The sequence below is a fragment of the Streptococcus suis S735 genome (assembly GCF_000294495.1).
GTDB classification, from domain to species: Bacteria; Bacillota; Bacilli; order Lactobacillales; family Streptococcaceae; genus Streptococcus; species Streptococcus suis.
This window is the reverse complement of record NC_018526.1, coordinates 200,254-227,253: the sequence shown is the minus strand read 5'-3', so window position 1 is coordinate 227,253 and position 27,000 is coordinate 200,254. Positions and strand designations below refer to the sequence as shown.

The 27,000-nt window shown below is 42.0% G+C and carries 21 protein-coding genes and 3 pseudogenes; 7 read left to right on the top strand and 17 right to left on the bottom strand.

The window, feature by feature from the left end:
• Positions 1-54 precede the first annotated feature (54 nt).
• Both msrB and YYK_RS01225 read right to left on the bottom strand, forming a co-directional pair.
• Complete coding sequence (msrB, locus tag YYK_RS01230) at positions 55-993, bottom strand: peptide-methionine (R)-S-oxide reductase MsrB (RefSeq protein WP_011921822.1); 939 nt, start codon at positions 991-993, stop codon at positions 55-57.
• A 39-nt stretch (positions 994-1,032) separates the two neighbouring features.
• The gene (locus tag YYK_RS01225; protein WP_012774931.1) at positions 1,033-2,562 is read right to left on the bottom strand and encodes an AMP-binding protein; all 1,530 of its coding nucleotides are present in this window, start codon (positions 2,560-2,562) and stop codon (positions 1,033-1,035) included.
• Here YYK_RS01225 and YYK_RS10515 point away from each other — a divergent pair.
• Complete coding sequence (locus YYK_RS10515) at positions 2,552-2,602, top strand: hypothetical protein (RefSeq protein ID WP_353735889.1); 51 nt, start codon at positions 2,552-2,554, stop codon at positions 2,600-2,602. The two genes, YYK_RS01225 and YYK_RS10515, sit on opposite strands and share 11 nt — an antisense overlap.
• 227 nt (positions 2,603-2,829) lie before the next feature.
• On the opposite strand, the gene trxA is transcribed toward YYK_RS10515, so the two are convergent.
• The 6 genes from trxA to treR all read right to left on the bottom strand — a co-directional run bounded on the left by trxA (position 2,830) and on the right by treR (position 8,139).
• A complete protein-coding gene (gene trxA / locus YYK_RS01220) occupies positions 2,830-3,144 on the bottom strand; it encodes a thioredoxin (RefSeq protein ID WP_012775426.1) in 315 nt (104 codons plus the stop codon).
• Between the two features lie 206 nt (positions 3,145-3,350).
• Positions 3,351-4,004 carry a GNAT family N-acetyltransferase gene (locus YYK_RS01215; protein WP_011921818.1) on the bottom strand — a complete coding sequence of 218 codons (654 nt, stop codon included), beginning with the start codon at positions 4,002-4,004 and terminating at the stop codon, positions 3,351-3,353.
• A 23-nt stretch (positions 4,005-4,027) separates the two neighbouring features.
• Positions 4,028-6,361, bottom strand: coding sequence for an endonuclease MutS2 (locus tag YYK_RS01210; protein ID WP_012775425.1), 2,334 nt, complete (start codon positions 6,359-6,361; stop codon positions 4,028-4,030).
• A gap of 150 nt (positions 6,362-6,511) precedes the next feature.
• Positions 6,512-7,060 (bottom strand): CvpA family protein, encoded by a 549-nt coding sequence (locus YYK_RS01205; protein ID WP_002935945.1) that lies wholly within the window; start codon positions 7,058-7,060, stop codon positions 6,512-6,514.
• Positions 7,057-7,368, bottom strand: a complete 312-nt coding sequence (locus tag YYK_RS01200) for a hypothetical protein (protein WP_002935948.1) — start codon at positions 7,366-7,368, stop codon at positions 7,057-7,059. The genes YYK_RS01205 and YYK_RS01200 overlap by 4 nt, the downstream gene beginning before the upstream one ends.
• Positions 7,369-7,425: 57 nt before the next feature.
• Positions 7,426-8,139, bottom strand: coding sequence for a trehalose operon repressor (gene treR, locus YYK_RS01195; protein ID WP_012774930.1), 714 nt, complete (start codon positions 8,137-8,139; stop codon positions 7,426-7,428).
• Between the two features lie 233 nt (positions 8,140-8,372).
• Here treR and treP point away from each other — a divergent pair.
• Positions 8,373-10,205 (top strand): annotated as a pseudogene (gene treP, locus YYK_RS01190) (PTS system trehalose-specific EIIBC component); the annotation flags it as partial.
• 4 nt (positions 10,206-10,209) lie between these two features.
• Here the strand turns inward: treP and YYK_RS09805 are convergent.
• Positions 10,210-11,057, bottom strand: a protein-coding gene (locus tag YYK_RS09805) for an IS630 family transposase (protein ID WP_111688386.1) whose coding sequence is annotated in 2 segments (ribosomal slippage) — positions 10,210-10,754 and positions 10,754-11,057 — 849 coding nt in all. Because the reading frame shifts where the segments join, the coding sequence is not laid out codon by codon here.
• 46 nt (positions 11,058-11,103) lie between these two features.
• Here YYK_RS09805 and YYK_RS10200 point away from each other — a divergent pair.
• A pseudogene (locus YYK_RS10200) lies at positions 11,104-11,265 on the top strand (PTS sugar transporter subunit IIA); the annotation flags it as partial.
• 80 nt (positions 11,266-11,345) lie between these two features.
• On the top strand, positions 11,346-12,971 hold the full coding sequence (gene treC, locus YYK_RS01175; protein ID WP_014917189.1) for an alpha,alpha-phosphotrehalase: 1,626 nt from the start codon (positions 11,346-11,348) through the stop codon (positions 12,969-12,971).
• Positions 12,972-13,384: 413 nt separating this feature from the next.
• On the opposite strand, the gene YYK_RS01170 is transcribed toward treC, so the two are convergent.
• Positions 13,385-14,485: a LysM peptidoglycan-binding domain-containing protein gene (locus YYK_RS01170; protein WP_428848910.1), complete on the bottom strand. Its 1,101-nt coding sequence runs from the start codon at positions 14,483-14,485 to the stop codon at positions 13,385-13,387.
• Positions 14,486-14,893: 408 nt separating this feature from the next.
• The gene (locus tag YYK_RS01165; RefSeq protein ID WP_014735354.1) at positions 14,894-15,877 is read right to left on the bottom strand and encodes a Gfo/Idh/MocA family protein; all 984 of its coding nucleotides are present in this window, start codon (positions 15,875-15,877) and stop codon (positions 14,894-14,896) included.
• An 84-nt stretch (positions 15,878-15,961) separates the two neighbouring features.
• Between YYK_RS01165 and rnhC the strand changes: the two genes are divergently transcribed.
• From rnhC to recD2, 3 genes are all read left to right on the top strand, one after another.
• Positions 15,962-16,852, top strand: coding sequence for a ribonuclease HIII (gene rnhC, locus YYK_RS01160; RefSeq protein WP_012774927.1), 891 nt, complete (start codon positions 15,962-15,964; stop codon positions 16,850-16,852).
• Positions 16,853-16,861: 9 nt separating this feature from the next.
• Complete coding sequence (gene lepB / locus YYK_RS01155) at positions 16,862-17,491, top strand: signal peptidase I (protein ID WP_011921809.1); 630 nt, start codon at positions 16,862-16,864, stop codon at positions 17,489-17,491.
• A gap of 240 nt (positions 17,492-17,731) precedes the next feature.
• Positions 17,732-20,221 carry an SF1B family DNA helicase RecD2 gene (recD2, locus tag YYK_RS01150; RefSeq protein WP_012774926.1) on the top strand — a complete coding sequence of 830 codons (2,490 nt, stop codon included), beginning with the start codon at positions 17,732-17,734 and terminating at the stop codon, positions 20,219-20,221.
• Positions 20,222-20,259: 38 nt separating this feature from the next.
• Here recD2 and YYK_RS10475 read toward each other — a convergent pair.
• The 6 genes and pseudogenes from YYK_RS10475 to YYK_RS01110 form a co-directional block, all read right to left on the bottom strand.
• Positions 20,260-22,329: pseudogene (locus tag YYK_RS10475) on the bottom strand (heavy metal translocating P-type ATPase); the annotation flags it as partial.
• 182 nt (positions 22,330-22,511) lie between these two features.
• A complete protein-coding gene (locus tag YYK_RS01130) occupies positions 22,512-23,321 on the bottom strand; it encodes a sugar phosphate isomerase family (protein ID WP_011921804.1) in 810 nt (269 codons plus the stop codon).
• 93 nt (positions 23,322-23,414) lie between these two features.
• Positions 23,415-24,446, bottom strand: coding sequence for an ABC transporter substrate-binding protein (locus tag YYK_RS01125; RefSeq protein WP_011921803.1), 1,032 nt, complete (start codon positions 24,444-24,446; stop codon positions 23,415-23,417).
• 38 nt (positions 24,447-24,484) lie between these two features.
• Positions 24,485-25,267, bottom strand: a complete 783-nt coding sequence (locus tag YYK_RS01120) for an ABC transporter ATP-binding protein (protein ID WP_012775424.1) — start codon at positions 25,265-25,267, stop codon at positions 24,485-24,487.
• Entirely contained in the window at positions 25,252-26,010 is a 759-nt protein-coding gene (locus YYK_RS01115) for an ABC transporter permease (RefSeq protein ID WP_014636209.1), read from the bottom strand. Before YYK_RS01115 ends, YYK_RS01120 begins: the two co-directional genes overlap by 16 nt.
• A 222-nt stretch (positions 26,011-26,232) precedes the next feature.
• On the bottom strand, positions 26,233-26,994 hold the full coding sequence (locus tag YYK_RS01110) for a hypothetical protein (protein WP_014917186.1): 762 nt from the start codon (positions 26,992-26,994) through the stop codon (positions 26,233-26,235).
• Positions 26,995-27,000 lie beyond the last annotated feature (6 nt).

Here is a 27,000-nt window from a genome sequence, read left to right as displayed (position 1 = left end):
TTTTAATACACAAAAAGCCTATTCTTTGCGAATAGACTTTCTGCGTTCATAAATTTATTTAAGCAAATCCAAAAACAGGCCATATCCTGCTTCTTCCATTTCCTCTCTCGGTATGAAACGAAGGGCTGCTGAGTTGATACAGTAACGGAGACCACCTTTATCACGCGGTCCGTCATCAAAGACATGACCTAAATGAGCATGACCAGCCCGACTACGGACTTCGATACGGTTCATGCCGTGGGACTTATCTTGGAAATAAGTCGCAACTTCTTTGCTGATTGGTTTGGTAAAGGAGGGCCAGCCGCAGCCTGAGTCGAATTTGTCCGTCGAGAGAAAGAGTGGCTCGCCAGTCGTAATATCGACGTAGATGCCAGCTTGTTCACTATTCCAAAACTCATTTTCGAAGGGTCTTTCCGTCGCAGCTTCTTGAGTGACTTGATACTGGAGGTCGGTCAAGCTGTCTTTTAAGACTTGCTGGTCTGGCTTTTGGTAGTCCGCAACATCAATCAGAGGGATTTTTGCCTGCCCAAGATCGATATGGCAGTACCCTTGGGGATTTTTCTTCAAATAATCCTGATGGTAGTCTTCGGCGGGAATGTAATGTGCGAGTGGCTCCACTTCAACAGCTAGGGGGCGTCCACCAAAGAGCTGGGACTGCTCCGTCATGACCTGCTCGATGGTCGGCAAATCAGCCTCATCTGTGTAATAGATACCAGTCCGATACTGGCGACCCTTGTCAGGTCCCTGCTGATTGACAGAGAAAGGATCAATGACGCGGAAATAGTAGAGGAGAATTTCCCGCAAATTGATACGAGTCTCATCATAGGCTAGATAGAGCGTCTCTGCGTGGTCTGTTTGTTTGAGGAGTTGATAATTGGTCGTCTCCACCTGTCCATTGGCATAGCCAACGCTGGTGTCAAGAATACCATCGATCTGGGAAAAGTAGCCTTCCATTCCCCAGAAACAACCGCCTGCTAGATAAATTTCTTTCATGTGAACTCCTTCTTATCTGCAAGCGTGGTTTCGTCACTCTTACAGATTTTTTTCTTTCATTTCTGCTTCCATTTTGAGGCGTTGAACCTTCATAGTCGCAGTACGTGGAATGTCGTCATAAGCCATCAAGATGGGCTCTTTCAATAGTGGTAGGTCTGCAACCATGGCCCACCAAGCTTCCCAGTTCATCTCAGCATCTTCTGCCAGAGCGATAATCGGCTGCGGTGCACCATTGACATCGCGGATAATCACGACTTCTGATAAAAAGTCCAATTTATCCAACAATAAGTCTTCCAAGGCAAGGTTGCTGTCGATGTGCTCAATGAGGTCAACCTGACGGTCTTTTAGAAGAAGCGTGCCCTCTGGAGTCATGCAGCCGTAGTCACCACTATCCCACCAAGCACCGTACACATTATCTTGGAAGCGGGCATCTTCTTTGTAGTAAGTCACAGCACGGCCTTTTGACAGGAACTGGATATGCCCGTTTTCTCCAGCTGGGAGAGGATTCCCTTGGGCATCTGTGATACGTGCTTCTGTGTAACCTTCCAGACCAATCCCCATATCTCGTCCGCTAACTGTTCCTAGGTTTTCCAAGCGATGGTAACGTAAAATCATTGGACCACATTCACTTTGACCATAAACCTGCATAAAGACTGGATCTTGCTCTTTAGAAGCCTCCAAGAAGGCGCGAAGCGTACCAATATTGATAGCATCAAAGGTTGAATGGTAATAACGAATGCTACTAAAGACCTCTGGTTTTTCCTTGGCCAATCTTGCCCATTGGACAAAGTTATTAGGATGGGTTTCCAGAGCACTTGGACGATGAAGAGCAAGTGCCCGTTCAACATCATCTTTTCTTGCAGAAGAAAGTGGGTAGAGGGGGAATCCTAACCCAATCGCCGACGACACGCCGATATTATAGCGTGAATGTACAGGGGAGATATGGAAGGCCAGCAAGCCTCTCTCCGTCATCTTGTCAAAAATAGTTTGTTGCCAAGCTACTCGCCAGCCCATGGTCTGTGCTGTATGGCAGATTAGTTTTGGAACACCTGTCGTCCCTGAAGTATGAGTCATGTATTGAATGACATCTTCTGGCAGGAGATTTTCTTCAAAAGCAACTGCTTCTTGCACTAGGACTTGGGGTAAAAATATCTTTGTGACCAGGTCAGTTCGAGTCATTCCTGCTACACGTTCTTCTGTTTCTTGGTCGTAGACAATGAAAGACTTTTCCAATCGCTCCGCAAACACATCTAAATTCGAAGATGGCAAATGGTAGGAAATCATAACAGGAACAGCACCCAATGCCGTTACCGCTACTGCTAACAAATAGGTATCAAAGGCTGGACTCTTATATAGAATTACCTTGTCCCCATAGCCAATACCTGCTGCTGCAAATTGGGCAGCTCTTTTTTGAATAGCTTCAAAAACTGTTTGATAGGTATTTTCCAATCCTAATTCAGGGAAAGATGCGTAGGGTTTGTCAAAATAAATGGCAACATTTGGAAACTCTTGAGCCGCTGTTTTAAACTGACGATAGAGATTTAATGGTTTGTAACTAATAGTTGACATATCTAACCTTTCTAAAATGACAATGATAAGGTTATTATAACATCTTGTGCCAACCTTCACAATCTTATATCTTAGCAAATATCGTCATTTAGTTTTTCTTTTATTACTTCGACGAGCTAGGAAATATCGTTTCTATATTTCCAACCTCCCACTATCTCCCAGATAGTTGGAGCAAATACTAAAAGACTATATTAGAAAATAATCACAAAAGTAAGTCTGATTATAAAAAAAGCAAGTAGTCGATCCACCACTTGCTTTCATTTTCAATTAACCAATCTCTGCCAAGATAGCTTTGATTTGATCTTTCGTGTGGACACCAGCAACTTGTTTCACAACCTGTCCATCTTTTTTGAACAAAAGAGTTGGGATAGACATGATACCAAACTGACGAGCTGTGTTTGGATTCTCATCAACATCCATCTTGTAAATACGCAATTCATCTTCGTCCACTTCATCTGCCAATTGCTCCAAAATTGGTGCTTGCATACGACAAGGACCACACCATGGTGCCCAAAAGTCAACAAGGACTACGCCTTCTTGTGTTTCAACTTCAAAGTTTGCATCTGTAATAACTTGAACCATAATTTTCTCCGTTTCTGTTTTTCTACTATCATTCTACACCAAAAAAAAACAGAAAGCGAATTTTTGCTACGGGATGAAGCATGAGATAAACGTACCTATAAGAATTTCAGTTGTAAAAAATAGGTATAGCTAAACTAGACCGCAGGAGGACGAGGGGGGAATCACGTACCAGATTCATTTACAAAAAGAAAAAAGTTGAAAATGTTTCAACTTTTTTCTGTTAAATCCACCACATAGGTTAATTCTTGATAGACATCTTCTATGTCAAAGAGATCCAAGCCAGCTTCTTCGCTGACTACATAAACACCTTCTCTCAAATAGTAGGGAACTGGCTGACCTTCCATATCTGAAAAGGACAATCTACCTCGCTCTAAATCAATTCCAAAGCGGAAGGTTGGAACATCTTGTGGCGCTCCGACCACTAGATAATCCGAACAGACTACCTCACCACCCCATTTCTGATATAAATGGTTGGCTGCATCATCCTCACGAGTAAAGATGGCTAGTTTCTCTACACCTTGCGCTCTCAACTCCTGCTCTGCTTTTTCAAAAAGCGCCTGGGCAATGCCCTGCCCTTGAAAATCAGGGTGGACTGCTAGGTTAGTAAAATAAGCTGTTCGCTTACTTGGTGCGTAAATATAAGACTGGCTGCACTCCTCAGTGTAAATATCGATGTCGATTAGACCAACAATTTGTCCATCTACTTCAGCCACCCATTCCACACGATGATCATAAACGTCTGTCATTAGTTCGGGCTTCTCTGTTTCTCTATCATCAAAGAATGGAGAGAAGAGGTAGCTGAGTGCCTTACAGTAAACCCAGCCTTTTTCATCACTGGTTTGATATTTTCTGATAATCATAAGAATCTCCCATCGGTTGATTGCTATTTAAACGTCACAATAGTACAGCCTGATCCACCTGCATTTTGTGGAGCATAGCCGAACTCCTTGATCTGCTTGTTGCGGCGTAGGTACTTGGTCACCCCTTCTCGGATGACTCCAGTACCAATACCGTGGACAATATCGACTTGGGCTAGGTTATTGAGAAGGGCCTGGTCGATAAATTCATCCAGCTCCATCATAGCCTCTTCGTAACGTTTGCCACGGAGATCTAAGCGGGCTTTTGGTCCTCGTACATTGGCACGTTTGACTGTGTGAACCTGGCGTTTCTTAGGCTGCTCTGCCTTTTCCGCCTTGACTAACTCAAACTCATCTTTAGCCAAGGTCATCTTAATCAAGCCAACCTGAGCTTCCCAACGCCCGTCCTTGAGCTGATTGGTCAAGGTCCCGCGTTGTCCATAAGCTGTAACGATAATGTCATCGCCCACCTTGGCTTCCCTCTTAATTTTAGCTTTCTTCAGAACCTTGTTTTTAGACAGATCCACCACTTCAGGCGCCAACTTTTTCAGCTCTGCCTTGGCTTCGATAATCTGATGGGGCTTAAGACTAGCTGCAGCATGGAGATTTTTGAGAATATCCTCGCTTTCTGCCAATGCCATATCTACAATTTCCTTGGCTTCCAAGCGTGCCTTGTTGAGCTCATTTTCCCGCTCACGATTGAGCTCGTCATAGAGCTTGCGGAGGGCTCGGTTCATCTTGTAATTTTCTTGCTCCACATCACGAATCTTATCCAGACGTTGACGACTTTCAACCGTCTGACTTTCCAATTTCTCGATAATGCGGTTCACATCGCTATCTGTATCCGTCCAAGATTGGGCTGACTGGATAATAATATCAGATAGACCAAGACGGCGGGCAATTTCAAAGGCATTGGAGCGACCAGGAACACCCTGCATAAACTTATAGGTCGGACGCAGGCTATTGCTATCAAACTCCATGCTGGCATTTTCAATACCAGAGGTTTCTATCCCGTAGGCCTTAAGCTCAGGGTAGTGGGTGGTCGCCATGGTCTTGATCCCCCGCAGACGAAGGTCATCCAAAATAGCCATAGCCAAAGACGCACCCTCCTGCGGATCTGTCCCAGCTCCCAACTCGTCAAAGAGAATGAGAGAATCTTGATCAGCTGCTCTTAAAATTTCCACCGTGTGGGTCATGTGACTGGAGAAGGTTGATAAACTCTGCTCAATCGACTGTTCATCCCCAATATCCGCAAAAATTTCTTTGAAGATAGCTACCCGACTGCCCTTATCAGCCAAGATAGGCAAACCAGACTGGGCCATCAGATGGGTCAATCCCAAGGTCTTAAGCATGATGGTCTTACCACCTGTGTTGGGACCTGTTATCACGATAGCCGTCAACTGACTACCGAAATAAAGGTCATTTGGTACAGGCTTAGCAATGAGCGGATGCCGAACGTTGAGAAGGGCAATATCCTGCTTCTCAGATAGTTTGGGTACAACTGCTTGATGATCACGCGCAAAGAGATGCTTAGCACGGACGAAATCAATATGTCCGATAAGCCAGGCATTGTTACGAATCACGCCACCATGCGGACGGAGCATATCCGACAATTCCTGCAAGATACGGTTGAGCTCATGGCGTTCTTCTGCACGTAGGTGACTGATTTCTTCGTTCAAGGTCACCACTGCCCGCGGCTCAATATAAACGGTCGAACCCGAAGCTGAAATGTCATGGACAACCCCTGCAATCTTATTGCGATAGGTATTTTTAACAGGAAGGACATTGCGTCCATTACGGCTTGCCAAAATGCTATCGGACAGCATGTCGCCCTTGGTCTTCAAAATATCCTGCATGACCTGACGAACTTGATCTTCAGCTTCACGGATTTTTCTTCGAATACGAGCCAGCTTTTCTGAGGCAAAATCCTCTACAAAACCAGCATCATTGATGGACTGGAGGGAGCCCTGTAAATGTGGAAAAAGCTCAATCTTCTCAAAGAGTTTATCCAACTGGCTAAGACTGACATTTTCCAGATTTCCATAAAAATCCAAGAGAGATTTAGAAACTTCCAAGACCTTTTTAACAGCTAATAATTCAGCGATATTGAGGTCTGTATCCAATTCCAAACGACGCATGGCTGGACCGATGTCACTAGTAGCAGCCAGACTGAAATAGGGATTTTCCACAAAAATCTGCGCTATGTCTGTCAACTCGTCGAAGGCCTGTTGGATACGATGGACTTCCACCATGGGCTCCAACTGTCGTAATTCTTCAAAGCCCTGTTCCGTCAAGAGATAGGGCTCAATTTTTTGTCTTACCTTGTGAAATTCAAGGGTTTCAATAATTTTATTATTCATATATTCCTACTTAGTCTTTTCCTTAGCTTTATCTCATTATCAAAACAATAAAAGATAAAAATATAGTCTTTCCCACTCATCAAATCAACAACGTCTGGTTTTGATTTTCGAAGAGTATTATAAATGACGATAAAAAGGATAAGGCCTACCTTACCCTGCTATATTACTCAACCAGAGAGATTTTAAAAAGCTACTAGTGAATGGTGTGTACTGAATCATGATGTTGGCAAGAAAACTACTGTGCAATTTATCTTGAATCATCGCTAACGGAATAGTTGATAGCAAGACCATGACAATCTGAAGAGAAATAAAAGTCACCAAGACAGCCAAGGCGCCGCTTATGAGATTGGTCGTTTTTGTATCAGGATTAAAAGCCTCTAATAGATGGACAAATATTCCTATGAAACGCACAATAGCGTAAACCAAGACGTATATCAAAAGAAAGGCCAATCCCGCATAAAATACCATATCTAGGTCAAAGAGATATTTCTCATCAAAATAGTAGTTGGAGCTCCCCTGAGTAGCATTGGCAAATGGCACCCAGAGATAAAGGAAGGATGCCAATTTTTTATAAGTAGCCGTCGCAACCACCAGGGCAATAATACTTCCCATGCTATAGAAGGCCTGTAGAACTAGACCACGACTGTAGCCAATGTAGAAACTCCATGCCAAAATGAGAATAATTGCTAATGAAATCATACCTTGTCCTCAAGCTCATCTAAGTCAATCAAGGTCACATTCTTTTTCAAAACCTTTTCTTTGACGCTTGCAAGTTCTTGTTCCTTTTGTTCAAATGCCATCTCGCGCGTTAGTTGAACGGATAGAGCATTGATTGCCAACAAAAGCGCGAGGGTTTCAGGGTCCGCCGTCGGCATCTTTTCTTTGATGGCTTGGTATTTTTCCTGTGCAATACGCTCAATCTCTTCCATGAATAAATTATCATGCTCAGTTGTCAAAGTTAATTGCTTCTCGCCAAATGTAAATTTATATCGATTTAAGTTTGCCATATCTTACCTCTTCTTCTATCTATTATAGCGTAAAAAACTTGATTTGGCTAATCTCTCCTATAAAGAATGCTTTCTACGAGCAAAATCTACAAAGCGGAATTTATCAATTTTATGCTTGCTTTCTGTATATTGGAATTGTTGGGTATCACCGAGATAGACACGAGATTTAATCAAGACCAAATAATCATCCTTCGATTGCATTAGCTCACGCTCTTCTCGATTGGTCGGCTCTACCGTAATCTCTTTTTGTGCATAAGCAATATCAAGGCCTAACTTATTTTCTAGGTATTCGTAGATGGATTTTTCAGCAATAGCAGTTGTCAACTCTGGCACGACATCGACAGCAAGATAATCTGTATCCACAACGGAGACCTTACCGTCAATCGAACGTGTACGGACAACTTTCCACACCTTGCTATACGGCTCAAAGCCTGTCAAGTGCGAAAGGCTACTATTAACGGTAATCATATCTAAGCTGACAACATCTGTCTTGGTAGAAAGCTGGAGAACATTTGTCAATTCCTGATAGGAAGTTAAACCTGAAACTGGGAAATTGAGAATTTCTTGCTTAAGGACCATTGAACCACGCCCTTGCACTTTTTGAATCAAACCTCCCTCAGTCAAAATCGCCAACGCCTTACGAACCGTATCACGACTAACACCATAGATTTCCTGAAGCTGCTGTTCTGTCGGTAGGGAGCTTTCTGCCGGATAAACATTTGTCCGTATTTTTTCTTTTAAGTCATTATAAATTTCTTGGTATTTTTTCATCATTTCCTCGCAAATTCATCTGTCAAATAACATACAACTATCAACATTATAACAAAATTCATTTCAAAATTAAAAAAAACTAAGCAAAAACGCTTGCATTATTTTTTGAAATCGGATACAATGATAACACAAAAGAAATTTGTCCGTACAAATTTCAAAAAAGGACATGCTTCGAGAGATGTCTAAAAAATATAGGGTGACGGATTCCATAAGCCGTCTAGAAGGAAAAATATATGGGAAAATTTGAAAAAGAAGCCAAACAGCTCCTAGAAGCTATTGGCGGAAAAGAGAATGTCAATGCAGTAACACACTGTGCAACGCGCATGCGCTTTGTTCTTGCAGATGAGAAAAAAGCAAACGTAAAAGTCATCGAAGACATTCCAGCAGTAAAAGGAACATTTACCAACGCTGGTCAATTCCAAGTCATCATCGGTAACGATGTACCAATCTTCTACAATGACTTTACAGCTGTGTCTGGTATCGAAGGCGTATCAAAAGAAGCTGCAAAGTCAGCCGCTAAAAGTAACCAAAATGCCATCCAACGTGTCATGACCATGCTGGCGGAAATCTTCACACCGATCATTCCTGCCCTTATCGTCGGCGGTTTGATTCTCGGTTTCCGTAACGTCTTGGAAGGTGTTCAGATGGAATGGCTTGGACAAGCTATGAAAGATGGGCAGTTGGTCTTCGATGCTGATGGTAACCCTGTATGGAACACCATCGTTCAGGTTTCTCCTTTCTGGAATGGTGTCAATCACTTCCTCTGGTTGCCAGGTGAAGCCATCTTCCACTTCTTGCCAGTAGGTATCACTTGGTCCGTATCTCGTAAAATGGGAACTTCACAAATCCTTGGTATCGTCCTTGGTATCTGTTTGGTTTCTCCTCAGTTGCTCAACGCTTATGCTGTACCTGGTACAGATGCAGCAACCATTGCCAGCGACTGGTCTTGGAACTTCGGTGCATTTAGTATTGCCCGTATCGGTTATCAAGCGCAAGTTATCCCTGCCCTCCTTGCCGGTTTGGCACTGTCTTACCTAGAAATCTTCTGGCGTAAGGTTGTTCCAGAAGTGGTCTCAATGATCTTCGTACCATTCCTATCACTTCTTCCTGCAATCATCTTGGCTCACACTGTCCTTGGTCCTATCGGTTGGACAATCGGGCAATGGTTGTCAACAGTTGTATTAGCTGGTTTGACTGGCCCATTGAAATGGCTCTTCGGTGCTGTATTCGGTGCCCTTTATGCGCCATTCGTTATCACTGGTCTTCACCACATGACCAACGCCATCGATACCCAATTGATTGCGGATGCTGGTGGTACTGGTCTCTGGCCAATGATCGCCCTTTCTAACATTGCACAAGGTTCTGCAGTATTTGCTTACTTCCTCATGAACCGTAAAAATGAAAAAGAGGCACAAGTTTCTCTTCCTGCAACAATTTCTGCTTACCTTGGTGTTACTGAACCAGCCCTCTTTGGTGTCAACGTAAAATACATTTACCCATTTGTAGCTGCTATGATTGGTTCAAGTATCGCAGGCTTACTCTCTGTAACCTTCAACATCCAAGCAGCTTCTATCGGTATCGGTGGTCTTCCAGGTATCTTGTCTATCAAGGCTGAATACTGGGGTGCATTCTTTATGACAATGGTTGTTGCGATTGTTGTCCCAATGATTTTGACAGCTGTTTTCAAACGTACAGGTGCATTTTCAAAAAAAGAAGAAACTGTTGAAGAAGTTGTAGCTCCAACTGAAGCAGTTGTTGAAACTGGCGCTGCTATCGAATTGATTAGCCCACTTACTGGTCAAACCAAAGAATTGTCACAAGCTACTGATCCTGTATTTGCATCAGGTGTCATGGGCCAAGGTGTCCTTATTGACCCGAGCGAAGGTATCTTGGTTGCTCCAGTCGATGGTGAAGTATCTGTCCTCTTCCCAACTAACCATGCTGTTGGTATCACTGCTACAAACGGAGTTGAGCTCCTTATGCACATTGGTATGGATACTGTTGGATTGGAAGGCAAAGGCTTCACAGCTCACGTCAAACAAGGCGACAAGGTAAAAGCTGGTGATATAGTCAACTGAAACAAGAGCAGGACGAAAGTGCCTCAAGAAAAGTATCGCAATTTGGCAATACTCTTCTGAGGTGTTTTTTGATGTGAGCCCATATTTTCTCAATGGGATTATATTCCGGTGAGTAAGGAGGAAGTGGTAAAAGTCTATGTCCCTGCTCCTCGCATAAATCTTTTAGCTTACTCATCCTATGAAACTTTGCATTGTCCATAATGATAACAGATGGTTTACCTAAAGTGGGTAGTAAGAATGTTTTGAACCAAGCTTCGAAAAAGCCACTCGTCATAGTATCTTTGTATGTCATCGGGGCTATAAGCGCACCATTTATGAGACCTGCTACTAAAGATATCCGCTGGTATCTTCTTCCAGAGACCTTACCTTTTATCAACTGACCTTTCAAAGAGCGACCATATTTTCGATGAAAATATGTCTCAAACCCTGTCTCGTCAATATAAACAGGAGTCAAGTGGCTTAAGTTATTCAATTCTTTAAGGAACAGTTCTACTTTTTCAGGGTCTTGTTCATAGTAGGTACAGCTCTTTTTTTTCGAGTATATCCCATAGCTTTGAGGGCGTAATGAATAGCTGTTGGATGACAGTCAAATTCAGAAGCTATTTCAGTCAAATAAGCATCTGGATGAGTTTCAAGATAATTCTTTAATTTATCTCTATCCACTTTTCTTGGCTTGGTTCCTTTAACTTGGTGATGAAGCTCGCCGGTTTTCTCTTTTAATTTTAGCCATTGATAGATAGTGTTACGTGAAACTTGGAAAATAGCTGATGCTTCAGTAATACTGCCGGTTTTCTCACAGCATGCGAGAACTTTTTTACGAAAATCTAATGAATATGCCATAAATACATTATATCATAAATGTACTGTTTTTGTTTCATTTAACTATAAATTGATTAGCTTTGACATCGATGTCATCAAGGCTGCTGGTCTCATCGCTGAAACACCAGTTATCGTGACCAACCAAACTGACTTTGACACTCAAGTTATCGGAAATCTTCCTCGTGCCATCTCACAAGGCGAAGCTATTCTGACAGTTACAAAGAATTAATGTTCTAGGAGGGCGCAAGGTAACTTGCACCTCCTATCATTGCTTATGCAAGAAGGAAAAATCAAGAAAGAGAGAGCAAAATGACAATAGACAAACGAAAGGTTGTTTATCAAATCTACCCAAAATCTTACAAGGATACAACTGGAAATGGTGTAGGGGATTTACGAGGAATTATTGAAAAACTCCCATATTTAAAAGAGCTAGGTATTGATATGATTTGGCTCAATCCCTTCTACCCAAGTCCTCAGCGGGACAACGGCTATGATATTTCTGATTATACAGCTGTCAATCCTGATTTTGGCACCATGGCTGACTTTGAAGAAATGGTGACTGTCGGCAAAGAACTAGGCATCGAATTCATGCTAGACATGGTCCTCAATCACTGCTCAACCGACCACGAATGGTTCCAAAAAGCCCTTGCCGGCGACAAATATTACCAAGATTTCTTTATCCTGCGTGACCAGCCAACTGACTGGGTGTCCAAGTTTGGTGGCAATGCCTGGGCTCCTTTTGGAGATACTGGGAAATACTACCTCCACCTCTTTGACGTGACCCAAGCCGACCTCAACTGGCGAAATCCTCATATCCGTGAAGAACTCTTCAAGGTGGTCAACTTCTGGAAAGACAAGGGTGTCAAAGGCTTCCGCTTCGACGTTATTAACCTGATTGGTAAGGACGAAGTCCTAGAAGATTGCCCAATTAATGACGGCAAGCCAGCTTACACCGACCGCCCGATTACCCACGATTACCTCAAGATGATGAACAATGCTACTTTTGGTAGTGAAAAGGGCTTCATGACCGTTGGGGAAATGTCTGCCACCACCATTGAAAACTGTATCCTCTACACAGCTCCTGAACGGAAAGAATTGTCCATGGCCTTCAACTTCCACCACTTGAAAGTGGATTACAAGGACGGGCAAAAATGGACCATCATGGACTTTGACTTTGAAGAACTCAAACACCTCTTCCACACTTGGGGTGAAGAAATGTCCGTCGGAAATGGCTGGAACGCCCTTTTCTACAACAACCACGACCAACCTCGTGCCCTAAACCGCTTTATTGATGTGGAGAATTTCCGCAAGGAAGGAGCAACCATGTTGGCAGCCTCTATCCACCTATCACGCGGCACACCTTACATCTACATGGGTGAGGAGATCGGTATGATCGACCCTGACTACGATAGCATGGACGACTACGTGGACGTGGAGTCTATCAATGCCTACCAGATGCTCTTGGACCAAGGTCACACGCCTAAGCAGGCCTTCAAGATTATCCAGGCCAAGTCCCGTGACAATTCCCGCACCCCGATGCAATGGGACGCTTCTGACAATGCAGGCTTCTCAACAGGCACTCCTTGGTTGAAAGCTGGCAAATCCTACCAAACGATTAACGTTGAACAGGAAAAAACAGGCCCAATCTTTACCTTCTACCAAGAACTCATCCGCCTGCGGAAAGAACTCCCTCTGATTTCAGAAGGGGACTACAAGGCAGCCTACAAGGATAGCCAGAAAGTCTACGCCTTTGAACGCTTGCTAAATGACGAAAAACTGTTGGTCCTCAACAATTTCTTTGCAGAAGAGGTCGAATTAGACCTGGCAGACGACTATGCCCACGGCCAAGTCCTCATCAGCAACTATCCTGACAACAAACTAGGCAAAAAAATCATTCTCAAACCTTACCAAGCATTGGCGATTCAAGTTAAATAAACGATAAAACATCCGAAAATAACACTCTACATGTCAATTTTAATTTTCCTAAAATTAGAACCCGCCTTCACAGCTCAGTGGGTTACTTGTGAAGGCAAGTTCTTGGTTTAAGGTTTCTTTTAGGAATATATTTTAGACTGTAATTCGCGCACGAAACAGCTATCTGGGGGGAGATAGTTGTTTCTTTTTTTATAGTCATTTGAATTAACTTTGATACATCGTCACTTTCGGATTGCCGTACTCTACGAAAGTGACTTGTTTCGCAAGTCTTATTTCCAACCTAGAACAGCCTCTAGGCTGTTCTAGCTACCTGCACCTCAGTTCCTTGTCTGAAAGTTAATTCATTCGACTATATTACTACATATAAAGCAATAACCGTTTCAGATAAGGCTGAAACGGTTATTTTTGTAAGTCTAATTAAAAGATACATGCACATGATCGTAGTGGTTTTCTGTAATGCTACCACGGTCTGGCATCAGATTCCATGTATAGGCTGGACCATAGATACTGTCATACGGCGCATAGAAGCGCTGTTTCCAAATGATGTAGTTGATATTTTTAGAAGCTAAGTTTGCAACTGCATAAGCTGCCACTTGATCTCCTAGAGCTGAGCTCTCAGGCACCATAAAGTCAATTGCCAATCCCTTACCATGGTCGCCAGAATCACCAGGACGGTAACCTGAGAAAGAAGTAATACCGAAGGCATTAGCTACTTCTGCGCGGAAGGCTGCTACCTGAGGTTGCAAACCGACATCATAAGCACTTGTACTTGTTGTAGTAGTTGATAGGGCTGTCACTTGTGGAGTTTCAACTACAGGCTGTTCTACAGGTGCTTCTACTACAGGTTGTTCTGCAACTTCCTCTACAGGTGCCTCAACCACAGGTTGCTCCACCACTTCCTCTACAGGTGCCTCAACCACAGGTTGTTCTGCAACTTCCTCTACAGGTGCTTCTACTACAGGCTGTTCTACAACTTCCTCTACGGGCGCTTCTACTACAGGTTGTTCTACAACTTCCTCTACAGGTGCTTCTGCTACAGGCTGTTCTACAACTTCCTCTACGGGCGCTGAGTCGGTAACTGATGAAATTTGATCCAAGGGAACAACCGTATCCTCAACCGTTACTTGATTGGTTGTTAGGTCAACAGTTGCCTGAACGGTCTCATTTGTGTTTCCCTGAACAGGAGCTTCAATCTCAACCTGAGTCACTTGATTGTTTTGGTCAACAGTCGTCGTCAGTACCGTATCAGGGAAAATCAAGTTGACATCTGCAATTTGATTTATTTTCGCCAGCAAGTCCATATCAATATTCATAGCTGAGGCGATGGCAGATAAGGTATCTCCATACTGAACAGTATAGGTCATCCTTCCTTCTTCTTGTACAATTTCTGGGCTAATTTCAGAAACAGTACGTGGAGCCCATTCGATGGCTAAAACATTTGTCGAAATCATCCCTGTACTAAAGAGGGAAAGAGCCAATGAAGATGTGTATAACATCTTCTTATTGTTTTTCATGATAGGTGTTTTTCTCTTGCGACGCATATGTTGTGGTTTATTTGTTCTCTTACGTTTCATAATCTTATTCCTTCATTATTTTTGAGATGGTTCTATCTTACCTAAATTAAATCTGAAAAACAAGCCTTCAACCGTTCTTTTAAATAAACTGTCTCCACTATGTAATCTTAGGACTTTTCTGTCACACAATCAATATAAATGTCATCTGACTGTCATATTATTAGATAATACTCAATGAAAATCAAAAATAGACTCGGAGACGCAGATGCAGATAGAACTAACGTTCACCAAATCAAGTCAACAACGTCTGGATTTTCGAAGAGTATAAGTAAAAAATAAGAGTAAGGCAGTAATCCAACAATTGGCTACTAACTCACTCTCATTTCTATTTTCGGATTAGTCAAGATCCTACATTTCTTCAGGATAAACCAAGCCCCATTCTTTACGGAGTTGGGTCATGATCTCCATGACATCTTGGGTGTAGGCTAGGTACATGGTGTTTTCGATGCCTGCGACAGCTTTTTCCATATCCGCCACTTCATAAGATAGCGCCTTGGCTGTCTCGCCCGCTTCGATTACCTCTTGGCTACCGTCTTCAGTATAGGTAATGACTGCTTTCTGACCACGTGGGTACTCGTAAAGCTCGATGTAGCCTTTATCGTAGGCAATAGTACCCCGTTTTGGCTGTTTGGCATGGAGGGTCAGGGCGATGGTCGCCATTTCCCCTGCATCATTGCTGAGCAAAATCCCTACCTGCTCATCCACACCTGTCGGAGCCAATTTGACCTGAGATAGGACTTGATTTGGCTTTTCCGTCATAAACCAACGGACAAAGGACAGAGCGTAGACACCAATATCCAAGAGGGCACCGCCGGCCAAGTTCTTATTGAAAAAGCGGTTGGTCATGTCGTATTCCTTGTAGCTGCCAAAGTTCATCTGAATCATCTTCAAATCTCCCAGCTTGCCACTTGCAATGACCTCACTCAACTGTCGATAGATTGGCATGTGGAAAATGGTCATGGCTTCTGCCAAGACGACCTGATTTTCCTCAGCTAATTGAATAGCTTCTGCCAATTCTTCTGAATTAAGCGTAATAGACTTTTCACAGAGGACATGTTTCCCAACATTCAAGGCCTTTCTCAAATAATTGATATGGGTATTGTGAGGCGTAGAAATATAGATAATGTCTACTTCAGGATCCTCAAACACTTCATCGATTTCTCGATAAACTTTCTCGATGCCATATTTTTGCGCAAATTCCACACCCTTGTCATAGGTACGGTTGGCTACCGAATAAAGATTTCCTCCCATAGCCTGCAAGGCCTGAACCAATTCGTTGGCAATGACACCTGTTCCCAGAGTCGCCCATTTATACTTCATTTGAACTTCCATAGTGTACCTCACTTTCTTCTACCATTATAGTAAATTCCACCCTTTTCTGCACACTCTAACTAGCATTTGTGTTACAATAAGAACATGAATACCGTTGTACTAAAGGCATCTGCCCAGCAAAAACAAGCCATGATGGCTCACTATGACCGCTATCGGCAGACCAGCAAAAATCCTTACATAGAAGCATTTTTCAAACTGACCGGTGCCAGCCTGTCCATCTACACTTCTGGAAAAGTCGTTTTTCAGGGGGAAATGGCAGAGCAGGAAGCAAGCCGTTGGGGCTATGAGCCAGAAAGCTCTGGACAGGCGACCATACCTGGTCAAAACCTGCCCATGATTGGTACCGATGAGGTTGGAAACGGGTCTTATTTTGGAGGTTTGGCAGTCGTTGCTGGTTTTGTCCGCCCAGAAGACCATTCCTTTCTCAAGTCGCTTGGTGTCGATGATTCCAAAAAAATGACAGACCAAAAAATCTGCCAAATCGCCCCTCTCTTAAAAGAGAAAATCCCCCACCAAGCTCTGCTATTGTCACCGAAAAAATACAACGAAGTCATCGAGCAAGGCTACAATGCGGTGTCTGTCAAGGTCGCCCTACACAATCAGGCTATTTTCCTACTCTTGCAAAAGGGTGTCCAGCCTGAGAAGATTGTCATTGACGCCTTCACTTCCAGTCAAAATTATCAAAAGTACTTGAAGAAGGAAGCCAACCAATTTGCCAACCCCGTCACTCTAGAAGAAAAGGCTGAGGGCAGGTATCTGGCTGTGGCAGTATCTTCTATTATTGCAAGAAGTATGTTTTTAGAAAATCTTGTCCAGCTTGGTCAACTAGTTGGAATGCATCTGCCGTCTGGTGCGGGCAGTAAATCCGACCAAGTCGCAGCAAGCATCTTAAAACAATATGGTATGGCTGGTCTCAACCAAACTGCCAAACTCCACTTTGCCAATACGCAAAAAGCACAAAAATTATTGAAATGAGGAAAAAATATGGGAGCAATCCAAAAAACAAAACGCTCACCACTAGTCGCCTTCTTAGCTGAATGGGGCATCTTTTTACTGTTTATGGCAGCTTTTTTTGCCAGTCGTTACTTTATCTGGAATCCTGTATCTGTCGATGGCCATTCCATGGACCCAACGCTTCAACACCAAGAAAAACTCATCATGCTCAAAACATCCTCTATCGACCGCTTTGATATTGTTGTAGCCAGCGAAACAGACAGCGATGGCAAGGAAAAACTGATTGTCAAACGTGTGATTGGTATGCCAGGTGACACCATTCGCTACGAAAACGATGTCCTCTATGTTAACGACCAAAAAGTGGACGAGCCTTACTTAGATGAATATCTAGCTGCATTCCAAAAAGATAAACTTCAAGAAGTCTATTCTTATAACAAACAATTCCAAGCTGTGGCCCAATCTGCTGAAGCTTTCACACAAGATGCCAATGGTTACGTAGACTTTACCGTGACAGTCCCAGAAGGACAATACTACCTGATGGGAGATGACCGCCTTGTCTCACTAGATAGTCGTAGTGTAGGAACATTTTCCCGTGAAAACATCAAAGGAGAAGTTGTCTTTCGCATGTGGCCTCTCAACCGTATTGGGACTGTTGATTAATACAAACAAGTTTGGAGCAAAAAGCACAGCACCACTTCTCAGAGTTCGTGTCAACATCCCAGCGCAGTGGTTGATTGGGTTTAACAGTCCACTGGACTGTTGGAGCTGTGCGGGTTGGGAGTAAAATAGTCCAGTGGACTATTTTAGCCCGAACCTGCATATTTGGAAGTGAGGGGAACTCTTTTTGGTCTATGCGAGTTCTTCCCCACTCCCTTTTCATTATTATTGGAAATAAACTCTATGAACGAAGTGTATTTTACCGGTACTATTGACCGGATTATTTTTGAAAATCCTAGTAATTTTTATAAAATCCTTCTCCTTGAAATCGAGGAGACAGACGCAGACTATGATGACTACGAAATTATTGTGACCGGAACGATTGCCGATGTCATTGAAGGAGAAGACTATCGTTTCTATGGCAATCTGGTCACCCATCCCAAGTATGGTCAGCAGCTGCAAATTTCGCGTTACGAACGCAGCAAGCCTACCTCAGCTGGTCTGGTCAAGTATTTCTCCAGCGAGCATTTCAAGGGAATTGGACGCAAAACAGCTGAAAAAATCGTTGAGCTCTATGGCGAAGATACCATTGATAAGATTTTAGCTGAACCTGAAAAACTAACCCAAATCACAGGCCTATCCAGCAAGAACATGCAGGCATTTGTCGAAAAACTCCGCCTCAATTATGGAACCGAGTTGATCTTGGCAAAACTAGCCGAGTATGGCATTCCCAATAAATTGGCCTTTCAAATCCAAGACCAGTATAAGGAAAAAACACTTCAGATTATTGAAGAAAATCCCTATCAACTGGTCGAAGATGTCCAGGGGCTCGGCTTTACCATTGCCGATAGGATTGCGGAAAATCTAGGAATTGCCAGTGATTCACCCCAACGTTTTCGGGCTGGCATGCTCTTTAGTCTCATTCATCGCTCCATGGAAACAGGCGATACCTATGTGGAGGCCAGAGACTTGCTGGAAGCAACCCTTGAACTGCTGGAAAAATCCCGCCATACAGAGCTGGACCCCGCTGCTGTTGCCAAAGAATTGACGGGACTGATTGCAGACGACAAGGTACAGCAAGAAGGCACAAAGATTTTTGACAACAGCCTCTACTTTGCCGAACATGGTATCCATACAAACCTAACTCGCCTGATGGGAAAAAACGGCTTCAAGCCCTTCCCACGCGCAGACGTCGAGGCTGCCATAGCAGAGCTGGAAAGCATATCTTCTCTCACCTACGATAACATTCAAAAAGAAGCCATTGTCCAAGCCATTACCAATCCGCTTTTCATTCTGACAGGCGGGCCAGGGACTGGAAAAACAACGGTTATCAACGGCATTATCGCAGTCTATGCTATCTTGCATAAGATTGACCTGACGCGAAACCGAGAAGAATGCCCAGTCCTCCTAGCCGCTCCAACTGGACGAGCAACCAGACGGATGAATGAATTGACAGGGCTGCCTTCCGCCACCATCCACCGCCATCTCGGTCTGGTAGAAGGACAGGAGGAATCCTACCGTGATGATTATTTGGATGCCGACTTTATCATCGTGGATGAGTTTTCTATGGTAGATACTTGGTTGGCAAACCAGCTCTTCCAGAATATCTCCTCCCAGACCCAAGTTCTGATTGTCGGCGATGCCGAGCAATTGCCTTCTGTCAGCCCCGGTCAAGTACTTGCTGACCTCTTGAAAATTGACAAGCTGCCCAGCATTACTCTAGAACGTATCTATCGTCAATCCGATGATTCGACCATTGTTACCCTAGCCAGCCAGATTCGACAGGGTGCTCTGCCTAGCGATTTTCGTGAGAAAAAGGCTGACCGTTCCTATTTTGAAGCCCAGAATGAACAAATTCCAGCCCTGATTGAGCGCATTGTCGGCGCAGCCATCAAGTCAGGTATTCCTGCAAACGAGGTACAGATCCTCGCTCCCATGTACCGTGGGGCCGCAGGCATCGACCAACTCAACACTATGACCCAGGCCCTGCTCAATCCACTGGAAGAGGGAGAGTTAGAATTCCTGCATAACGAGCAAGCCTTCCGCCAAGGCGACCGGGTCATTCATTTAGTCAACGATGCCGAGGCCAATGTCTTCAATGGTGATTTAGGCTACATCACCGACCTCCTTCCTGCCAAGTACACCGACTCCAAGCAGGACGAAATTACCATCAACTTCGACGGTAGCGAGGTCACCTATCCCCGAAACGAATGGTACAAGATTACCCTGGCCTATGCCATGTCCATCCACAAGTCCCAAGGCAGCGAGTTTCAGGTAGTCATCCTCCCCATCACCCGCACCAGCCACCGTATGCTCCAGCGCAATCTGGTCTACACCGCCATCACCCGCTCCAAGAGCAAGCTCATCCTCCTGGGCGAAATCTCCGCCTTCGACTACGCCGTCAAAAACGCCGGCACCGTCCGAAAAACCTATCTGGTCCCACGTTTCCAAGGGGAAATGGCAGAGCAGGAAAGCAAGGAAAGCCTGATTAAAAAAGACGAAAGCAAAACAGCTACAACCACGCAAACCCAGCCCCCTACTCAGCCAGACAGAAAAGAACAGGTTAAAGTAGTCAAAGAAAACAACCAACAACTCTCCCTTCTTGATCAAGACCAGCCAGAAAAAACAAGTCCCCAACCCACAGAATACATTTTGACTGTAGACAACCTACTAACCATCGACCCCATGATTGGCATAGAACAGGCAGATATTGAAGAATTTTTTAAAGCATAAAAACCAGCAAGTCAGTAGATGAACACCGTTATATTCTTTTATTTGACAGCCTCTAAAGCTGCTTTATAATCTGGGTGTTCGTTGACATTGTCTAGGTATTCTACGTAGACGATCTCATTGTCGGCATTAAGGACAAAGACCGCACGCGCCAGCAAATTCCACTCCCGCATGAGCACACCGTAGGATTTTCCAAAGGCATGGTCATAGTAATCAGACAGGGTGATGCCATCCCCTACCATGGCGACTGTCTTGCCCTGTTCTTGTAAGAACTTGACTTGGTTGGCCTTGTCATCTGGCAGGACCTGACTGACCACCTGCTCAATGCCGACTTCCTTGGCAATAGCCTGGGCAGTTTTTTCATTATCTCCTGTCAGCATGACAACCTCTAGTTCCATGGTTTGCAGAGCCTGGACAGCCTGACGGCTGGTCTCTTTTACTTTATCAGCAATGGCAATGACTGCTAGTAATTCTTGCTGGCTGGCTAGGAAAACAGGCGTCTTAGCTTGATGGGCAAATGTTTCCGCAACTGCACGTCCTTTGGAAACATCAATTCCCTGTTCCCGCATCAACCGTTCATTTCCCAGATAGATGGTCTGCTCTGCTATTGTTACCGAAAGACCACGACCAGAAAGTGCCTGAAAATCTTGGCTGGCAAGTAAGGGAATTGATTCCTCTTCTGCTGAACGTAAGAGGGCTTGAGCCAATGGATGCTCGGAGTATTGTTCACTGCTTGCTGCCAGTTGGAGAACTTGCTCACGATTTTTAGTAGACAAAAGGTGGATGTCTGTCACTTGTGGCTTGCCCTCAGTAATGGTCCCAGTCTTGTCGAAGACAATGGTGTTCACACCTTGTAGGGTTTTAATAGTTTGACCAGACTTGAACAAAAGACCATTTTCTGCCCCTTTTCCAGTCCCAACCATGATAGCGGTTGGTGTGGCAAGGCCCAAGACACACGGGCAGGCAATGACAAGGACGGAGATGGTAATGGAAAGTGAGAACATCTAGGGCTCTTGTCCCAAGAAGTACCAAGCAAGGCCAGAAAGGACGGCTAATCCCATTACAATTGGAACAAAGACTGCTGAAACGCGGTCAGCCAACTGCGCAATCGGAGCTTTTGACCCCTGTGCTTCTTCCACCAAACGAATAATTTGGGACAATGTGGTATCTGCTCCAACTTTTGTCGCTTCCATTTGGAAAGCACCATGTTGATTGAGAGTCGCACCAACGACTGTATCCCCGATGTTTTTTTAACAGGCAAACTTTCCCCTGTCAGCATGGATTCATCAATTGTCGATTGGCCTTCTACTATTATCCCATCAACTGGAATCTGTTCACCAGGGCGGACTTGAAGGACATCTCCTACTTTGACTTGGTCTAAGGGGAGGGTCACTTCTTGACCTTCACAGAGAACGCGTGCAGTTTTAGGGGCGAGATTCATCAGTTTACTGATGGCTTCTGAAGTACGCTCTTTTGATAATGCCTCCATGTATTTTCCAAGAGTGATAAGGGTTAAAATAACAGCTGCCGATTCAAAATAGAGCTCAGGATGTCCATGTTGGGTGGCTACTTGGTTGGTAGCAATCAAAATCGTCATAATGATCCCTTGAAACAAGGCAGCACTTGTCCCAACGGCAATCAAACTATCCATATTGGGATGACCGGCAAACAGGGTTTTAAACCCTTTTTGATAAAATGCACGACCAACATATAGGACTGGTAATACAAGAATGAGCTGAACTAGGGCAAAAACTAGCGGCTGGTGTAAGATAGCTGGCAATGGCAATCCCCCACCTGGTAACATAGGTCCCATTGCAATGTAGAGTAGTGGAAGCGTGAAAATGGTTGACCAGATAAATCTGCGCCATAAATCATTTTTGTGTTGTTCTTTTCCGCTTGGTTGAGCTTCTGACTCTTGTGTTTTTGGCAGTACCGCTTTATAACCTGCTTTTTCAACAGCTGTCGATATCTGATAAGCTCAGATGGGCTGGATCATACTGAATGTTTGTTTTTTCCGTTGCTAGATTCACACTGGCGTTTTGTATTCCATCTAGCTTATTCAAGGCTTTCTCGACTGTCAGAGCACAGGTTGCGCAAGTCATCCCATTGACATTATAGATGGATGTTTTCATAATACTGCTCTCCTTTTGACTACATTTGCAGTCAAATCACATGCTTTTTGATTACATTTGTAAACGATTTTGATTAAAAAAATGAGAGAATCCTCTCTCATTAGGTATCTGATCAAAAGGGTAACAGACTTATATATGTTTCATATGTGTTTGAACATCCGTTAATTTGCTAACGATTCATTTAGATAGATAGAACAATTTGTATGGATTTGCATTAGAGTTGATGGAAATCCAGTATCTGGCTTAGAACAAACTGTTTTACGTATGACCGCATGATGCCAATCACGAAAAACAGCAAGTCGAATTTTTTTCGCTTGAAAAATCTCGCTCATTCCTATTGTTACACAATAATTAGGCACTTCTTCTACAGCCCCTTTTAATTCCGTCAAACAATTCATAACCTTTGTTTCGACAGAGATAGGTAACACTCGCGACTCTAATTTTAAAAATTCTTGAACTGTTAATGTTGAATCCGGTTCATTAAATGCAATGTGCCCATTTAGGCCAATTCCACCAATACATAAGTCGATTTTACCTAACTCTTTGATTTTATTTGAAATCAAGTCAATATCAAGAGGATCTGGAAAAATTCTTTGTTCTTCAGGCATAATAAGAGTTGGATGTATTTGACTGTAGACAGTTTTCTGCATAAATCCTCGAAAACTAAGAGGGTGGACTACGTCTATCCAATGTAAATCTTCCGATAAATATTCATCCATGTTTATAAACCAAACATCAGACAAATCAATCTTAAATTGATTCACTAATCTAACAAAATGGGGATAATGACCAACTGGTCCAACAGGACAAATTATGACAGTTTTCTCATTTTTTTTGTTATTTTCTTTTATTAATTCTACCATTTCTAGAGCAAGTGAAATAAAAATTTCCTCATTATTCTTTTTTATAATCAATGGAATTCTACTATGGTTTTCTAATTCACTTTTACTAAAATTGTAATATTCTATCATGCATTACCTCATGTTTCCTTGAAAACTATGAATGATTATTGATTCAATGTAACTTTTATTGAAAATAAAATGGCTAATTGTGTTTCACAAGAATTATTTAATCTCCATTAATATACTATTCATTTGATCAATTAGAACATATTCATTAATGTTCCTGGATGTATCAACTATTTCAGATTCTATTAAATTTTTTTGTTGTTTCTCGTAATACTGTTGAAGTATCCCAGTGTTAATCAATTGAATCATTTGTCTACTTGTTAACCACTCTCCATCTTGTAGTTGATCTTGAACAGCTGTGATATCTGAACCGATTTGGGTAGCAACCCATTTTGAAACTTCCTTCATATGTTCAGCTCGATAATCCATTGCACGATATAACCCTTTTAAAAACTTGGAAATTTTTTCATTATTTTTTTCAGAATACCCCGGAAAAGTTACGTATGAAGCAATAGCTGGAGATTGTTCTCTATAACGTGAATTATCAGCTAGTACAACGACCTTTTCCTTTAATTCTCGCTTTATAAAAGTTGTATTTGGTGACCAGGTTGCAGCTACATCAATTGAACCCGACAACATTGCTGTAACAATAGCGGAGGCATCCATATCAATAATTTCTACATCCTTTTCAGACAAATCTGCTTCTAACAAAGCAAGCTTTAGAATTGTTTCTGCTGATGTCCCAGATGCTGTTCCAATTTTCTTTCCTCTCAAATCCTCTATTGAATCAATTCCTCTATCCGACCGAGCAATCAATTCGTCAGCATTCCCAAGTTGACTAAATGCAACAACTTCTGCTCTACCTTCAATCGCCAATTTATGGGCACCCGGACCAATATTACCAATATCAATTGAACCTGACTCTAAAGATGCAATGATAGTCGGACCATCAGCAAATTCAATCAATTCGACTTCAAGCCCCTCCTCTTTAAAGATACCTGAATTTATTCCAGTTATAATGTCATGAAGACTTGCAAAATTTGGCATATATGCAATTCTAATTGTGTCAACTTTTGCTGAATGGCCACTAGAGGAGGTTTGAATAGAACTACACGAAGAAAGAAAAATCAGAGTGATTATGCTGCAAATAAACCAAATGAAGTTTTTATATTTCATATATTTAGCCATTTTACCCTCTCACAAAATAATTCTACTGTTTCACTTTTTTATATTAGAAAATCTTTATAAACAAGTGACCATATATGGTTCTTTATGTCCATAAAATTTTTTTCAAACTTTGTCAACTGATTTCTTGGAAATGGTAAATCAACGTTCACAATTTCTTTAATTTCTCCAGGGCGTGGACTCATAACAATCACTCGATTTCCTAATAGTACCGCCTCTTCAATATCATGTGTTATGAAAAAACAAGTTTTTTGTTCTTGTCCTAACATTTCAATCAACTCCTCTTGAAGCTGAATTCTAGTTAGTGCATCTAATGCTCCAAAGGGCTCATCCATTAATAGAATTGACGGGTTAACAGCATAAGCTCTCGCTATAGCAACCCTTTGCTTCATTCCACCCGATAATTCTTTCGGATAATGATTGGAAAATTCTTGTAATCCAACCATTTTAATATACTTGTTAGCTATTTCACTAGCTTCTAACTTTGATTTTCCTTGCATTTCAGGTCCGAACATTACATTCTGTAGTACACTCATCCAAGGAAATAATGCATATTGTTGAAAAACAACTCCACGCTCAACTCCAATGCCAACAATTTCATTATCATCACAATAAATTTTTCCGGAAGTTACAGGTTCCAAACCTGCAACCAAGTTTAGTAGAGTAGATTTACCACAACCAGATGGACCAACAACTGTAACTATTTCATTCTCAAAGATTTCTAAATTTATTTGATTTAGTGCAACAACCTCACCATGATTTGTCTGAAATGATTTTGAAACATCTTCAATTTTGACCTTAATTTTTTTTACTTCTGTTGCCATCCAGTTAACTTCCTTTCTATCAAATCAACTAACTTATTTAAAAGTAAACCAATCACTCCAATCAATATGATATACAAAAGCATTCCCGAGGAATCAAAAGAGTTATTTAAGGACCGTATTCTCATTCCCATACCTGATGTTGCACCAGTAGATTCAGCTGCTATGATAGTTGTTAAAGAAATCGATGTACCTAATCTGACAGCTGTCATAATAAATGGAATAGATGATGGAACCAAAATTCTTTTAAATATTTCAAAATCTGATGCTCCTAAAATCCTTGCTGCTTTAATTAAATTTGGATCGATATTAATAATGCCTTGATAAATTGTTACAGTCATAGTCAGAAAAGTAGCTATCGCTATTACAATAACTTGAGGTAATAGCCCAACCCCAGCTGAAATTACAACTAAAGGGACGTATGCAAGAGGTGGAATATTTCTGATAAATTGTATCCAAGGTTTCACAATATTACGATAAGGTGAATACCAGGCCATTAAGAGTGCATTAGGCGCCGACAATAGAAAGCCCGACGTGAACCCGAAGAAAACTGAAGTTAGACTTGAAAATATATCTTCAAAGATAAATCCTTTGTCTATCATGATTAATAAAGCATTCCAAACCAAAATGATATTTGGAAAACTACGAGAGGTTCGATCATAATTCGATAAAAACCACCAAATCATCAATGCAACAATCAATGAGAATGTCAACCAAAAATATTTTTGTTCTTTGTTGCTCTTCATCTTCATCCTCCCATAGTTACAAATACATAAAAAATGTTTCGTCTTAATAAATTTATGTAACTCTATTTTACAAAATATATATTAGTATGGCTACAAAAATTACAGTATTTAACTAAGAAACTTAACTTAATAATTGAAATCAGTTTTTCAGTACGACAATTCCCAATTCCTTTTAAATTAACAAAAAATTTTTGTTAACTCTAGATTGTCAATAATCAAGGATTATTTTAAAGAGTCAATTTCTTTATTTAACCAATTATCAACAAGTTCCTCTGCACATTGCATAGCAACCGCATCCGTGATTTCAGAAAGTGGAATAATTCCCTTTTCTTCTCTCGACAAACATGTAAAGGTATAATAAACCCCATTCTGTCCCCAAGAAACTTGATGACCAACTTCAATATTCTTTAATTCTAATTCTAAATCAGGGTATCTTTCAGTTATATTTCTTACTGTTTCCTCGGTAATATCTACTGATTCAGTAGAAATAATTATCCCATCATTCCATATAGAAATGTTACCGCTTATAAAATCTTGACGTTCAAAATTTTCAGTATTTGCTAAGTAATATCGTTCAATCTCATCTTGATTTATATCTTTAATTTTTTCATCAATAACAATTTGTTTTAATTCAATATAGCGATTTGAGACTGTCTTCCAATCAACTTTATTGAAATCAAGAGCATCTTTTTTATATTCATGTTTTTTCGCTTCTTTTTCTAAAAGATTATATTTTTTAAATAATATCGTTGCTTTTTCATTCAGAGTATCTTGTGGTTTACGACCATTTATCGGTTTATTCCAAAAATTCCTTTCCGAAATTTCAATACCATTATATTTATATATCGCTTCAAACTCAGATTGAACTAATGTTCTATAAGGTGTCTGAAAAACAGATGGAACAGTCTGAACGAGGGGAATAAAGGAGTAGAAATAAACACAAACTACGAAGAATAACAAGATAAATATTATTTTTTTCGTCATTTTGTT

Coding starts and splice junctions, on each gene's coding strand:
- YYK_RS01205 (WP_002935945.1), bottom strand. CDS start 7,060: ATGATTTCATTAGCAATTATTCTCATTTTGGCATGGAGTTTCTACATT.
- msrB (WP_011921822.1), bottom strand. CDS start 993: ATGAAAGAAATTTATCTAGCAGGCGGTTGTTTCTGGGGAATGGAAGGC.
- treR (WP_012774930.1), bottom strand. CDS start 8,139: ATGAAAAAATACCAAGAAATTTATAATGACTTAAAAGAAAAAATACGG.
- YYK_RS01225 (WP_012774931.1), bottom strand. CDS start 2,562: ATGTCAACTATTAGTTACAAACCATTAAATCTCTATCGTCAGTTTAAA.
- lepB (WP_011921809.1), top strand. CDS start 16,862: ATGGGAGCAATCCAAAAAACAAAACGCTCACCACTAGTCGCCTTCTTA.
- YYK_RS01120 (WP_012775424.1), bottom strand. CDS start 25,267: ATGGCAACAGAAGTAAAAAAAATTAAGGTCAAAATTGAAGATGTTTCA.
- YYK_RS01210 (WP_012775425.1), bottom strand. CDS start 6,361: ATGAATAATAAAATTATTGAAACCCTTGAATTTCACAAGGTAAGACAA.
- YYK_RS01165 (WP_014735354.1), bottom strand. CDS start 15,877: ATGGAAGTTCAAATGAAGTATAAATGGGCGACTCTGGGAACAGGTGTC.
- YYK_RS01170 (WP_428848910.1), bottom strand. CDS start 14,485: ATGAAAAACAATAAGAAGATGTTATACACATCTTCATTGGCTCTTTCC.
- YYK_RS01110 (WP_014917186.1), bottom strand. CDS start 26,994: ATGACGAAAAAAATAATATTTATCTTGTTATTCTTCGTAGTTTGTGTT.
- YYK_RS01115 (WP_014636209.1), bottom strand. CDS start 26,010: ATGAAGAGCAACAAAGAACAAAAATATTTTTGGTTGACATTCTCATTG.
- YYK_RS01130 (WP_011921804.1), bottom strand. CDS start 23,321: ATGATAGAATATTACAATTTTAGTAAAAGTGAATTAGAAAACCATAGT.
- rnhC (WP_012774927.1), top strand. CDS start 15,962: ATGAATACCGTTGTACTAAAGGCATCTGCCCAGCAAAAACAAGCCATG.
- trxA (WP_012775426.1), bottom strand. CDS start 3,144: ATGGTTCAAGTTATTACAGATGCAAACTTTGAAGTTGAAACACAAGAA.
- YYK_RS01200 (WP_002935948.1), bottom strand. CDS start 7,368: ATGGCAAACTTAAATCGATATAAATTTACATTTGGCGAGAAGCAATTA.
- YYK_RS01125 (WP_011921803.1), bottom strand. CDS start 24,446: ATGGCTAAATATATGAAATATAAAAACTTCATTTGGTTTATTTGCAGC.
- recD2 (WP_012774926.1), top strand. CDS start 17,732: ATGAACGAAGTGTATTTTACCGGTACTATTGACCGGATTATTTTTGAA.
- YYK_RS01215 (WP_011921818.1), bottom strand. CDS start 4,004: ATGATTATCAGAAAATATCAAACCAGTGATGAAAAAGGCTGGGTTTAC.
- treC (WP_014917189.1), top strand. CDS start 11,346: ATGACAATAGACAAACGAAAGGTTGTTTATCAAATCTACCCAAAATCT.